The 13563-nt window shown below is 61.6% G+C and carries 12 protein-coding genes; 2 read left to right on the forward strand and 10 right to left on the reverse strand.

Features of this window, described 5'->3' with window-relative positions:
• The 10 genes from OQK_RS23780 to OQK_RS23825 form a co-directional block, all read right to left on the reverse strand.
• Nucleotides 1–763 (reverse strand): fused MFS/spermidine synthase (locus OQK_RS23780; RefSeq protein WP_038861655.1); only part of this gene is annotated, 763 nt, incomplete at its 3' end.
• Between the two features lie 248 nt (nt 764–1011).
• On the reverse strand, nt 1012–2586 hold the full coding sequence (locus OQK_RS23785) for an arylsulfatase (RefSeq protein WP_016774612.1): 1575 nt from the start codon (nt 2584–2586) through the stop codon (nt 1012–1014).
• A 71-nt stretch (nt 2587–2657) separates the two neighbouring features.
• Nucleotides 2658–3680, reverse strand: coding sequence for an HAD family hydrolase (locus OQK_RS23790; RefSeq protein WP_016774613.1), 1023 nt, complete (start codon nt 3678–3680; stop codon nt 2658–2660).
• A complete protein-coding gene (locus tag OQK_RS23795; protein WP_016774614.1) occupies nt 3677–5119 on the reverse strand; it encodes a BatD family protein in 1443 nt (480 codons plus the stop codon). Before OQK_RS23795 ends, OQK_RS23790 begins: the two co-directional genes overlap by 4 nt.
• A complete protein-coding gene (locus OQK_RS23800; protein ID WP_016774615.1) occupies nt 5116–6696 on the reverse strand; it encodes a VWA domain-containing protein in 1581 nt (526 codons plus the stop codon). Before OQK_RS23800 ends, OQK_RS23795 begins: the two co-directional genes overlap by 4 nt.
• Nucleotide 6697: 1 nt before the next feature.
• Complete coding sequence (locus tag OQK_RS23805; protein ID WP_016774616.1) at nt 6698–7690, reverse strand: vWA domain-containing protein; 993 nt, start codon at nt 7688–7690, stop codon at nt 6698–6700.
• Entirely contained in the window at nt 7677–8276 is a 600-nt protein-coding gene (locus OQK_RS23810) for a DUF4381 domain-containing protein (RefSeq protein WP_016774617.1), read from the reverse strand. Before OQK_RS23810 ends, OQK_RS23805 begins: the two co-directional genes overlap by 14 nt.
• Nucleotides 8273–9208 carry a DUF58 domain-containing protein gene (locus OQK_RS23815; protein WP_016774618.1) on the reverse strand — a complete coding sequence of 312 codons (936 nt, stop codon included), beginning with the start codon at nt 9206–9208 and terminating at the stop codon, nt 8273–8275. The genes OQK_RS23810 and OQK_RS23815 overlap by 4 nt, the downstream gene beginning before the upstream one ends.
• Nucleotides 9205–10185, reverse strand: a complete 981-nt coding sequence (locus OQK_RS23820; protein ID WP_016774619.1) for an AAA family ATPase — start codon at nt 10183–10185, stop codon at nt 9205–9207. The genes OQK_RS23815 and OQK_RS23820 overlap by 4 nt, the downstream gene beginning before the upstream one ends.
• Nucleotides 10186–10207: 22 nt before the next feature.
• Nucleotides 10208–11158, reverse strand: a complete 951-nt coding sequence (locus tag OQK_RS23825) for a SphA family protein (protein WP_038861658.1) — start codon at nt 11156–11158, stop codon at nt 10208–10210.
• Nucleotides 11159–11672: 514 nt separating this feature from the next.
• Between OQK_RS23825 and tpx the strand changes: the two genes are divergently transcribed.
• Together tpx and OQK_RS23835 are read left to right on the forward strand one after the other, a co-directional pair.
• Nucleotides 11673–12173, forward strand: a complete 501-nt coding sequence (tpx, locus tag OQK_RS23830; RefSeq protein ID WP_016774621.1) for a thiol peroxidase — start codon at nt 11673–11675, stop codon at nt 12171–12173.
• Between the two features lie 189 nt (nt 12174–12362).
• On the forward strand, nt 12363–13563 hold a 1201-nt coding region (locus OQK_RS23835; RefSeq protein ID WP_157221964.1), incomplete at its 3' end, for an MdtA/MuxA family multidrug efflux RND transporter periplasmic adaptor subunit.

The raw sequence follows: 13563 nt of genomic DNA on the forward strand, positions 1-13563 counted from the left end.
TCGATTGTGACCAGACCACCTCATAGCCCAACGCCACGCCCCCGGCGACTGCGTAGAGCCACAGCGCAGTTCGGTCGGGTGCTTTGGCGTTGCCGTGTTTGACCGGCGCGGCCAGCGCCACTGGCTGCTGGCGCTGCAACCACAGCGCACCGGCCGCGGCGAGCAGGTTGAGCATCGCGGCGAACAGCGCACTGCCGCGCACGCCGAGGCTGGCGATCAGTACGAACGCAGCGAGCAAAGTGCCAACGATCGCGCCCAGCGTATTCGCCGCATACAACTGACCGCCGGCCTTGCCCGGCTCAGCCGCCAGTGAGCGCACCAACACCGGCAGCGTCCCGCCCATCAAGACCGCCGGAATGCCTACCAGCGCAAACGGCAGCAACCACGCGAGCACGCCGACATGACCTTGCAACCAGGCAAACGCACCGGCCGCCAGACTCATTGCCACTGTCGCGCCAACGCCGAGTATCGCCACCAGTACTTCCAGCCCGGCGTAGAGCAGAACCGGCTGTTGCAAGCGATCGGCCCAGCGCCCGAACAGCCAGCCGCCGAGCGCGAGCCCGGCGAAAAACGCGCTGATGCCGGTGGTGATCGCATAGGCCTCGACGCCGACTACCAGCGACAGCTGTTTGATCCACAAGACCTGATAGATCAACGCTGCCGCGCCGGAGATGCATAGCAGCAGGGCAGGGATCATTGAGGTGGTGGACGCGGCTTGCGGAACGGGTATGGCCGACGGCTTGCTGGCGATACGTGAGGACATGCGGTGAGCCTTGTTATGGATTGGCTGATGTTGATCGTTCCCACGCTCTGCGTGGGAATGCCTCACTGGACGCTCCGCGTCCGCTTCGGCATTGGACGCAGAGCGTCCCGGGCTGCGTTACCACGCAGAGCGTGGGATCGATCGCAGAAAACCTTGTGGGAGCGAGCCTGAGCGCGAACGAAACCGACCCGAACGCTTGTTCAAAACAGGGCCGCCCGCCGATGAAGGCGAGCGGCGGTACAGCGCTATTACTGGGCTTTCTTCATTTTTTCTTCGATACGGCGGTCCACGTCCTCGCGGATCTGGTCGATGCTGAAGCTCGCCGGACGCTGGCTAGGTGGATAGTCGACGAAGGTCTGCAGGAACTTCGCCGCGCGGCGGGTACCGTCGAAAATCAGATAGTCGTTTTTCGTCAGCCAGTCATAGTACTGGTCAGACACGACATCGGCGCGTTCGTACGGGTCCATGCGCAGGTTGAACATTTTCGGCACACGCAGGCAGGTGAACGGTTCGCTCCACACCTGCAGTCCGCCGGGCGCGCGCTGCTCACAGAACACCAGTTTCCAATCATTGAAACGCATGCTGACCAACGCACCGTCATCGTTGAAGTAGTAGAACTCCTTGCGCGCGCTCTTGTCGGTTTTACCCGTCAGGTAGTCCAGTTGGTTATAGCCGTCCAGGTGCACTTTGAAGTTCTTGCCGCCGATGTCGGCGCCCTTGAGCAAGCGGTCCTTGATGTCGGTGTCGCCCACGGCGGCCAACAGTGTCGGGAACCAGTCCAGACCGGAGAACATCTGCGTGGAGACTTCGCCTGCCTTGACTTTGCCCGGCCAGCGAATCATCGCCGGTACACGGTACGCGCCTTCCCAGTTCGAGTTTTTCTCGTTGCGGAACGGCGTCGTTGCAGCGTCGGGCCACGACCATTGGTTCGGGCCGTTATCCGTGGTGTAGACAACGATGGTGTTCTCGGTCAGCTTCAAGTCATCCAGTGTCTTGAGCAGCTTGCCGACGTCGCCGTCATGCTCGAGCATGCCATCGGCATATTCGTTGCCGACCATGCCGCTTTGGCCTTGCATGGATTCGCGCACGTGAGTGAAGGCATGCATGCGTGTGGTGTTCATCCAGACAAAGAACGGTTTGTCCGCCTTGGCCTGTTTCTCGATGAACGCTTGCGCTGCCGCAGTGGTTTCGTCGTCGATGGTCTCCATGCGTTTCTTGGTCAGCGCGCCGGTGTCTTCAATCTTGCCGTCGGCAAAACTGTGGATCACGCCGCGAGGCGAGGCGGCCTTGACGAACTCGGCATCATCCTTGGGCCAGTACGGACGCTCCGGCTCCTCTTCGGCGTTGAGGTGATACAGGTTGCCGAAAAACTCGTCGAAACCATGATTGGTCGGCAGGTATTCGTCTTTGTCGCCCAAGTGGTTCTTGCCGAATTGACCCGTGGCATAGCCCTGGGCTTTCAGCGCTTGGGCAATGGTCACATCGCGTGGCTGCAAGCCCACCGGGACCCCGGGCATGCCGACCTTGGACAAGCCGGTCCGCAATGGCGTCTGCCCGGTGATGAACGACGAGCGTCCGGCCGTGCAACTGTTTTCGGCATAGTAATCGGTGAAGATCATGCCTTCTTTGGCGATACGGTCGATATTCGGCGTCTTGTATCCGACCACGCCCATGGAATAGGCACTGATGTTGGTCTGGCCGATGTCGTCGCCGAAGATCACGAGAATGTTGGGTTTTTCAGCCGCTGTGGCGGTTGCCGACAGCGCCATCACCGAGGTTGCCACCAGGGCGAGTTTCGGTAGCCACTTGCGTATGCGAGTCATCTGACTTGCTCCTTTTGCACGGGGGTCGTTTTTTGCGACAAACGTTTACTGCTCTCCTGCATTACGCTTTCTTATTGCACCTGCTCGGTTGCCGGCGGATCGAACGGATAGATCCGGCGCCATTCCGACGCCATGTCCACCACCGTCCAGCCACGGGAATTCGCTTCGTCGAGGGCCTTGTCGAGTCGGCCGATATTCGATTGCCGGTCATAAGCCCACTCGCGCTTGGCATCGGTGTGGTGCACCAGCCCCATCAGGCGCTTGCCCGGCCCGGCGGCGGTCCACTGCAGCATCTGCAGGTCGCCGTCGGAGTTGCCAAAGGCGAGGATCGGCCGCCGACCGATGACCGCATCGATGCTGACCGGTTTGCCCGGCCCGTCGTCGTTGTGCGCGACTTTCGGCGTGCGCACGATCGACGCTTTGCCGTCCTTGAACTGGTAAGAGGTGACGAACGTGGTACCGATCACCTGTTCCGGCGGGATGCCGTAGACCTTCTCGGCGAAGGCGCGCATGAAGCCGGTATCGCCGCCGGAAACGATGTAAGTCTTGAAGTTCTGGCTGCGCAGGTAGTCGAGCATTTCCAGCATCGGCTGGAAGATCATTTCCGTGTAGGGCTTGCCGGTTTTCGGGTGGCGTGCCTGGCTGAACCAGGTTTTCGCGTAGTCATCGAAGGCTTCGGTGGTCATGCCGCCGTGAGTGGCGCCGACGATCTGCAGCAAACCCTCCATGCCCGACGCGGCGAGGGCTTTGTGATCATTTTCCAGGACCGCCTTGAACGGCTGGGTGGTTTTCCATTCCGGGTGTTGTGCGGCGGTGCGCTTGACCTCGTCGAAGGCAAACAGCAATTCGAAGTACGCCGGTTGTTCGCTCCACAAGGTGCCGTCATTGTCGAACACAGCGATGCGATCGGCCGGTTTGACGAAGTCCTTGCTGCTCTGGTCGGTCACGGCCTGGACGAACTCGATAATGCTCTTTTTGGCCGGGCCGTCGTTCCATGACGGCAGCGGTTCATTCGCCTGTGCCAGCAGGGGCAGAACCAGTGTCAACAGCAGGGCAAGACCGAAACGTTGGCGACGCAGCAACGGGTTGATCATGTGAAATCCTTCTCATGCACAGGGTTGAGCGGGCGCAGGGCCGGTGCGGGTTTCGCCTGTTGGCGGGCGACCTGACTTTGAAGCGTAGACAACGATTGGCGAAGCTGAACAAGTGTTTGATCGGCGGCAGACTGACGGCCGTAAAGCCCGCGTAACAATCCCTGCAAGCGCGGACCGGCGCCCGTGAGTTTCAAGCCCAGACGACTGCGCCGCAGCCACAGGTACAGCGCGGTCAGTTGCGCCGGCCTGGCTTGCAGTTGCGGGTCGATCTGTTGCCAGGCGAAAGCGGGCGAATGCTGCCAGGCCAATTGCTTCGCCCGTTTATGTGCGAGCCAGCGTTGATGGGCGTGAACGGCGACGGGCCGCAGCAAGTACACACCGACGGCGAGGCCGACCGCCAGCGCCAGCCAGAGCAGCCAGCGGCTGGAGAAGTGCAAGTGATTCTGTTGCAGTTGCCTGAGGTCTTCGGCGAGCGAAAACACCGGTTTATAGGCGTTGTTGGCCGCGGCCTCGAAGCTCACGGCCGGCACCTCAGCGCTACGTATCTGCTTCGCAGAGGCGTCCCACCATTTCACGCGGATCGCCGGCAGCGTGTAAGTACCGGCACTGTCGATGCGATAGCTGGCGCTGTCGACACGTTGGCCGCCGAGGATATTGCCGCGACCGTCATCCAGCGCTTTGACTTGTGGCGTCTTCGCGTAGCGACTCAAGCCGGCGACATCACTGAAGGTCGGAATCGGCAGCGCCATCGCCAGCGCGCCATCGGCTTGCAGGGTGAGCTCACGGGTGATGCTGTCGCCGACTTTCAGCGGCGTGGCCGAATTGGTAATGATCTGTTTCAAGCGCAACCCACTGGCGACCAGAGGCGTCTCCCCGGGCGCGAAACCGGGCGGCTGGGCTGCACTGAAACTCAGCGGTTGGCTTTGTGCGCTGATTTCTTCAGTGGCCTGGCCCAGTGTGGCGCGTACGGTCAGCGCCGGGATATCGAAACTGCGCGCGACGTTGGGCGTGATCAGATAGCTATAACGCAAGCCATTGAACGATTGACCATCGATGGTCTGGTTCAGATGCTGCGCCTGGCCGTTCGGCGGCATCACCAGCGCACCGTCGAGTTGCAGATCGGGCAGGGTGGCGGCGCTGGTGAACCAGGTGTCGGTGAGCACGTCGAGTTGCAGTTCGACCAGACCGCCGACCATCGCGCCTTCGCTGGGGTTAAGGTGAGCCTGGACTTTCAGTTGCGCTGGGGCGGCAAAAACATTCAGAGACAGCAGGCTGGTCAGCAGCAGGGCGCTGAGCTTTGCGCTGATTGTTCTGCCGCCATCGCTGGTAAGCCAGCTCCCACAAATCACAGCAATCTTCACAAAGTTTGCAACTACACAGAAATTCCCTGTGGGAGCTGGCTTGCCAGCGATGGCGGCGCTCAGGTGCCGGAGGTTCATGGCCGATCTCCCTGCTGATCCTGCAAGCTGAACTTCTGCCTTAGAAACTTCGCTGGCGAGGTGGTCAGGTTCTCCAGCCACAGCGCGTCGGACGCCGCCTGTTGGGTCTCGACCTTTTTGCTCTGACCTTTTCCGGGTGCCTTGTCGAATTTGACTTCATCGGGTTTGGTTTGCGGAGCGTTTTTCTCGGCGCTTTCGGTGTCCTTGAGCAGTGCCTGAGCCAAGGCCAGATTGGCGCTCGCTTCGGGAAATTGCGGCTGCAGTTTCAACGCCTGACTGTAGGCGGCAATCGCCTGATCGAACTTGAAGCGGCGCACGTAAATGTTGCCCAGGTAGAAGTACGCCTGCGGAGTGTCCAGGCGGGCGAAGGTCGCCATTGCCAAGTCGTAATCGGCAGCGTGATAGGCCGCGACGCCTTTCCAGTACGGGTCGACGAACAGCGCCGCGGCTTCGGGCAAACGATCATGTTCAAACGCCCAGCGGCCCTGTTGGTCGCGGGTGAAAAACGCATCGGTGAGGGCGTTGGCCTGCGCCGGCGCCGCAGGCCAGCCCAACCCTGCGGCCAAAAACAGTGCCGGCATCCAGTTGACGCTCCAGCCTTTGCGTACGCTGAACAGCGCCAGTAACAGCAATGGCCAGCAGAGCCAGTAACCGGCGTCCTTCCAGTGCAATTCGCGCTGTTCGGCGCTGGCGCTCTGGAAGTGTTGACGTGCGTGCAACTCGATCCACTCCAGGTCATCGTTATTGAGGGTCAGGCTGCCGAGCGGCGCGTCGACGGCCGAGGCCAATTGCTTGAGGGCCGCTTGATCGAAACTGCCGAGCACTGGTCGTCCGCTGCTGTCGATTTTCGGCTGGCCGCTGGCGTTAGTGATGACGCCCGCGTCTTCGCTGCCCACCGCCAGAACCAGAACCTGCAAGGCACTGCCGTCGAGGTGTTTTTGCAGATCATCGAGTTGCGGGGTATCGGCCCCATCAGTCATCAGCAGCAGACTGCCCGGGGTGTTCTCGGCGCTGAGCAAGCGTTTCGCTTGATCGATCACGGCGGCGACGTTCTTGCCGGGTTTGTCGATCAAGCCCGTGCCCAGGGCCTGGATGAAACTGTCGAGCAGCGCCGGATCGTCGGTCGGTGGCAACACCAGATGCGCGCTGCCGGCATAGGCGATCAGTGCGGTCCGCGCGCCGGCGCGACGTTGCAGCAGCTCATGCAGCTTGTGCTTGACCGCCTCCAGCCGCGTCGGCTGCACATCGTTGGCGTCCATCGACGGCGAAAGGTCGACGGCAACGATCAGTGGTGCGCGGTTCTCGAGAAAGTCCGGGCGATCCTGTTCCCACGTCGGCCCGGCCGCGGCGATTGCGCCGAGGATCAGCAGCGCACAGAGCAGGTGCACCGGGCGCCAGCGCTGGTGATCCTGCGGGGTGATCAACAAGTGCGGCAGCAAGTGTTCGGCGATATTGCCGCGCAGGCGCTTTTGCAGGTCGCGGCTGCGACGCCAGATCAGTGGCAGCATTGCGCCGAACAGCGCAAGCAACAGCCACAGCGGGCGCAGAAAGTGGAAATCGCTCAGGTTGATCTCCATTTCAGGCCTCCTGCCGCTGCCGCGCAACCGTCAGGTTCGGGCGTAAAAGGGCGCCGAGCTGATACAGCGCCAACAACAGCAATGCTGCACCCAGCGGCCAGTAGAACAGTTCCCGCTGCGGTTGATGGCTGAGGGTTTTCACCTGATGCGGGGTGAGCTGGTCGAGGGTGGTGTAGACCTGATCCAGTGCCGCGCGGTCTTCGGCGCGGAAGAAGCGGCCGCCGGTGGTATTGGCGATCTGTTCGAGGCCTTGCAGATTGACCTTCGCTTCGCCGGAAGCGTCGGGGTCGCCGATGCCGATGGTATGAATGACCACGCCTTTGTTGGCCGCCATTTCGGCGGCGTGATCCGGGGTGATCGCGCTGCTGGTGTCATTGCCATCGGTCAGCAGAATCAGGACTTTTTCCTGCTCATGGGCCTTGTCGAGCAATTTCAGGCTGAGCCCGATTGCATCGCCGATCGCCGTGTTGGGGCCGGCCATGCCGATCCCGGTATCCGCCAGCAACAACGACAGGCTGGCGTGATCGAGGGTTAGCGGGGCCTGTGGATAGGCACCGCTGCCAAACACGATCAGGCCGATGCGGTCGTCCTTGCGTTTGTCGATGAAGCCTTGCACCACGCCTTTGACCGCCGCCAGGCGATTGATTTTTTCGCCTTGGGCGTTAGTGAAATCCTCGGTTTCCATCGACTGCGAAAGGTCGATGGCGAGCATCAGGTCGCGCACCGGTTGCTGGCGTTCGATCGGCTTTTCGACATACACCGGACGCGACACGGCCAGCAGAATCAGCGCCCACACCAGCACATTGAGCAGCAGTTGCCAGCGATTGCGCCGACTGCCCGCAGTGCCTGGCGCTTCGCCGACCGCGCGGCTCATCGCGCCGAAAAACGGTACGCGCACGGCACTGCGGGCTTCGTTGTAAGCGGGCAAAAAGCGGTAAGCCAGCCACGGCAGCGGCAGCAGGAGTAACAGCCAGGGGTAATCAAGCTGCCACATGGTGATGCTCCACCCAGTATTGGCAGCTGTCGAAGAGCATTTGCCGTTGCGCTGCGGGGACGGCGCGCAATACGGGGTCCGGCGCGTAGGCAAGTTGGGCCAGTTGCGTGCTGAAGTCGGCGGGCATTCTGTTTTTGCAATGCCGTTGCAGAAACTCCTGCCAGTCATCTCTGCCAAGCGCCGCCGGCCCTTGTGGGAGCGAGCCTGCTGGCGAAAGCGCCGTGTCAGTGGATCGAGGTATTGCATGCGCTGACGTCTTCGCGAGCAGGCTCGCTCCCACAGGGAATGCATTCCAGCGCCGCGATCGAGTGGGCATGGACAGGGCCGTGCGTTTGAGCAGCTCAGGCAATTCGCGCAGGGCGTTGAGGTCGTCACTGCGGCTGCGCAACTGTGCCAGTCGGGCAAGGGCTTCACGGCGATAGCGGTCGCGGCGCCATTGCCAGTATCTGCGCAGGCCGAGCAACAGCGCGGCGAGTATCAGCACCGCCAGCAACAGCCACCAGCCCCACGTTTGCGGCGCATAGCTGACGGGCGCGGGCAGGGCCAACTCCTTGAGCTGATCGATGCTGGGGATATTCGGGTTCATCGCGCGCCCCCGGCGCTTTTGCCCAGTTCGGCGCGCAGTTGCCCATGGGCGTCCTCGGCGGTGCTGATCATCATCAGCGGCACCTGACTGCGGCGCAGCAGGCTGGCGACGTCCTTGAGCCGCCCGCTGAGAAAATCCCCCAGCGGCTGATGCACGTTACGTTTCTCGATCGCCAGTTCGACCTGCAACTCGCCCTGGGTGACCAGCAGGCGACCGTTGTTCGGCAGTTTCAGCGCCAGCGGATCATAGACCTGCAAGGCAATCACATCGTTGTGCGCTGACAGCTGCCGCATCAATTGCAAGGTGCGTTCACCGGCACCGGCAAAGTCGCTGACGATGCAGATCAAGTGGTCGTGCCCGGCCACACCGAGGCAGCGCTGCAAGGCCTTGTCCAATTGGTCCTCATCTTCGGCGTCGGGATTACCGGCATTCAGCGCGCGGTTTTGCTGCACCACGCGGCTGAGCAGTGCCTCAACACGCTTGCGACTGCGCAACGGCGCGATGCTGTCGATACGCTGGTCGTTGAAGACCAGACCGCCGACCCGATCCCCGGCGTGAAAAACCATCCACGCCGCCAGCGCGGCGAGTTCAGCGGCGACTGCCGATTTGAAGCTGCGCTGCGAGCCGAAGAACATCGACATGCGCTGGTCGACCACGATCAGGGCCGGGCGGTCGCGTTCTTCGGTGAAAGTGCGCACCACCGGTTTGCCGGTACGCAACGAGGCGCGCCAGTCGAGGTGGCGCAGGTCATCGCCCGGTTGATAGCGGCGCAACTCGTCGAAATTCAGCCCGCGACCGCGCAGCCGCGAGGCGTGGTTGCCGGCGAGGATGCTGCCCTGCGGCTGTCGGGCAAGAAAACTCAGGTCACGGGCCTTGAACTCCAGCGCCATCAATTGCGCGAGAGAGACGTAGACCAAGCCTTCGTCGTTCATGCGGGAATCGCCACTTTGTCGAGAATCCGGTCAAGCACCTGATCGGCGCTGACGCCATCGGCAACGGCGTCGTAACTCAGCTGCAAACGATGGCGCAACACCGGATGGACCACGGCGCGGACGTTGTCCGGCGAAACGAAATCCTGCCCCTGCAGCCACGCATCGGCGCGGGCGCAGCGGTCCAGGCCAATGCCGCCACGGGGACTGGCACCAATGGCGATCCAGCGTGCGAGGTCTTCGTCGTAGTCGGCGGGGTGGCGGGTGGCGTTGATCAGGTCGATCAGGTAAGTGTCGATTGCCGGTGAAACGTGCACGGCGCTGACTTCCTTGCGCGCGGCAAAAATCACCTCCTGCGGCAAAGTGAAATTCTTCACCGGCGTGGTGCTCGCACCTTGGGCAAACTCTTCGTTGCGCAGCAGGCGCAGCACCTGGCTTTCGTTTTCGGCGCTGGGGTAATCGAGCAGCACCTTCATCAGAAAACGGTCCATCTGCGCTTCCGGCAGTGGGTAGGTGCCTTCCTGCTCGATCGGGTTCTGCGTCGCCACCACGATGAACAGCTCCGGTAGCGCATGGCTGTTGCCGGCCACCGTGATCTGGCGTTCCTCCATGGCTTCGAGCAGCGCCGCCTGGACCTTGGCCGGGGCGCGGTTGATTTCGTCGGCGAGGATCAGATTGCCGAACAGCGGGCCGGGCTGGAATCGGATTTCGTTTTTGCCCTCGACCTGGTGCAGCACCTCGGCGCCAGTGATGTCCGAGGGCAACAGGTCGGGGGTGAACTGGATGCGGCTCATCTTGGCATCAAGGTGTTTGGCCAGTGCCTTGACCGTGCGTGTCTTGGCCAGCCCGGGCAGGCTCTCCAGGAGCAAATGACCATTGGCCAACAGCCCGAGCAGAATCTGCCGGATGACTTGATCCTGGCCGAGCACCGCTTCGGCGATGCTGGCTTGCAGGGCGTTGAGGTCGGTGAGCGCTGTCATGGGCAGTCCTTTGTGTCCGGGTCTAGAAAAACGCCAGGGTCAGATTGACGCTGAAGCCGTTGCCTTCGGGGCGGTTTTTGGTGTCGAACTCCGGCACCCAGCGCGCGCTGATATTGGCCTGGGCATCGGCGAACTTTCCGGCCCAGCCAACCACCGGGCCGGCGCCGACCGAACGGCCGCGATAGCCGTTGAAGACATCGGCGGTCTGGCCTTTGTCGTCAGTCAGTTGCTGCACGTAGCCAGCGGCAAGTCCGGCGTTCCAGCCATTGCCCAAGCCGTGAGTCCAGAGGGCGTCGAGGGTGAAGATGTTGCCGTTGCGATAGTCGGTAGCGTCGTTCTCGGTGTAGAACTCCAGCCCGCTGGACAAAGTGAACTCGCCGCCCTTGCCGTCGAGATGGGTAAAGGCCACGGTCGGCATGAACGTGTAATTGTTCTGTCCGGGATTGGCCAGGCGATCCTTGTTATAGGCGCCGGTCGGCACGTAGATCGGTAGCGACAGCGAGAGATGATTGAGTTCGTCGAAGTGATAACCAGCGGCGAGCGGGGTGATCAGCGCATCGGCAAACTGGGTGCCGGAATCGCTGTCACCCAAAGTGCGCCCGCGCGGGCCGGTGATGCTCGCCTTGATGTCGGTGTATTGCACCGGCAGGCCCATTGCCGAAGCGAAATTCCAGCGGCCCTTGCCGGTGTTCCAGACATGGGTGAAGTTGGCCATGGTGTAGGAGACTTTCATGTCGATCCCGCCACTGATCGCGCCGGAAATCGGTGCGCCGTCGCTGCCCTTGAGCGAGCCGTCGTACCAGATGCTGGTCAACGACATTACCCAGCCCGGCTCCGGCGGCACGATGCCAGCATTGGCGAACACTTGCTGGCCCGTGATCGGCCGGCCGACGCCACCTTCTGCGGCGAACAGCGATGGACTGACGCCCAGGCACAGCAAGAGGAGGAGACGCCCGCTCCGTGGCTTGAGCATGGCGAACGCCGCGCCACCCGGCCGCGGCAGAAATCCTCTATTCCCGGCTCGACTGCAGATCATTTCCCGATTCCATGGTGTTTTTCCGGACAACTGAGCACTGTCGCGCCGCTACTGCGTTATCCCTTTGCTTATCAAGCCTGTAGGACATGTCCTTCTGAAACTAGCAGCTAATCGGGGGTTAGCCAGTCGAAGGAATTAATTCGTTGGTGCGGGGGACGCGGTGCACATATCACACCTCTAATCGTCGGAGCCGGGCTTAATCGAAGGTGGTTGGGGCGGCACTGCAAACTTCTGTGGAAGCGAGCCTGCTCGCGAAAGCGGTAGCCGAGTTGACACACGTTTCTGATATCGATACCCGATTTCGCGAGCAGGCTCGCTCCCACAGGACTTGTATACAATCTCGCCGTGGAGCGCCCAACAATTTCCAACGGGGCATAGGTCGCCAGCCGATTTCGTGGTTAACTTCCGCCTCTTGCATGCTTTCCAATCAAAAAACAGAAGGACTCAAGTCATGGCTCAAGTCACCCTCAAAGGCAATCCGGTTCAAGTCAACGGCCAGTTGCCACAAGCCGGTTCCAAGGCGCCAGCCTTTTCCCTGGTAGCCGGCAATCTGTCCGACGTCACCCTGAAAGACTTCGCCGGCAAGCGCAAAGTCCTGAACATTTTCCCAAGCGTCGACACCCCGACCTGCGCCACCTCCGTGCGCAAGTTCAACGCCCAGGCCAACGACATCAGCAACACCGTGGTGCTGTGCATCTCCGCTGACCTGCCGTTCGCCCAGGCGCGCTTCTGCGGCGCCGAAGGCCTGGAAAACGTACAGAACCTGTCGACCCTGCGGGGCAGCGAGTTCATCGAAAACTACGGCGTGGCCATTGCTGACGGCCCGCTGAAAGGCCTGACCGCTCGCGCGGTTGTGGTGCTGGACGAAAATGACACCGTCCTGCACAGCGAACTGGTCAAGGAAATCGCCGAAGAGCCTAACTACGAAGCGGCACTGTCCGTTCTCAAGTAAGGCTTTTACAATTGTTAACGGCCTGGCCCTGTCCAGGCCGTTTTCATTTGTGTATCAGGGTTTTGCCTCACACCTTGAAACGTAAGTGGAAGGTAAATTGCCGGTAAAGCTGCTTTGCTTAAATCCACTCAGTGCTTATCGTTCAGCCTCCCGTAATAGAAGCCCACGCGCCCAATGGTCAATAACTCCATGCAATCGTTCCCCCGCAAATCCCGTCGCTGGCTGATCAGCCTGCTGGTCCTGTTGGTCATCGCTGTCCTGTGCTGGAAATTCTGGCCCACCGGCTCTGCTGACAAGGCGGGCGGCGACAAAGCGGCCGCCGGCCATACCGGGCGCTCGGGAATGATGCGGCCTGGCTTCGGCGGCGGTACCGGGCCGATTCCGGTGCGTGTGGCGCCGGCGGTGAAGGGCGACTTCCCGCTGTATTACAAGGCACTGGGCACGGTCACCGCGCTCAATACCATCAACGTGCGCAGCCGGGTGGGCGGCGAACTGGTGAAGATTCATTTCGAAGAAGGGCAGATGGTCAAGGCGGGCGACCTGCTGGCCGAGATCGATCCGCGTCCTTACCAGAATGCTTTGCTCCAGGCCGAAGGCACGTTGCTGCAGAATCAGGCGCAACTGAAAAACGCCCAGGTCGACGTCGAGCGTTATCGTGGGCTGTATAAAGAAGACAGCATCGCCAAACAGACCCTCGACACCGCCGAAGCGCTGGTGGGGCAGTATCTGGGCACGGTCAAGACCAATCAGGCAGCGGTCAACGACGCCAAGCTCAATCTCGAATTCACCAAGATCCGCGCGCCGATTGCCGGCCGCGTCGGTCTGCGTCAGGTCGACGTCGGCAACCTCGTCGCCGCCAATGACACCACGTTCCTCGCGGTGATCACCCAGACGCAACCGATCAGCGTGGCCTTCACCTTGCCGGAGAACAGCCTCGACACCGTGCTGGCCCGTTACCGCAGCGGCGCCAAACTGCCTGCCGAAGCGTGGGATCGCGGCGACACCAAGCTGCAAGCCACTGGCGTGCTGCAAAGCCTCGACAACCAGATCGACGTCGCTACCGGCACCCTCAAGTTCAAGGCCCGCTACGACAATCGCGACCAGTCGCTGTTTCCCAACCAGTTCGTCAACGTTCATTTACTGGCCGACACGCTGAAAGGTGTAGTGCTGGCGCCGTCGGCTGCGATCCAGTTCGGCACCAATGGCACCTTCGTCTATGCGCTGGACGGCGACAAGAAAGTCACCATTCGCCAACTGAAAATCGGTGCCAGCGACGGTGACAACACCGTGGTCACCGAAGGCCTCGCCGCGGGTGATCGCGTTGTGCTCGAAGGCACCGATCGCCTGAAGGAGGGCAGCGAAGTCGAAGTGGTCAATGACAGCAGCGAAG

Origin of the sequence: Pseudomonas sp. R62, assembly GCF_000257605.1 — a bacterium.
Classification (GTDB): Bacteria; Pseudomonadota; Gammaproteobacteria; order Pseudomonadales; family Pseudomonadaceae; genus Aquipseudomonas; species Aquipseudomonas atacamensis.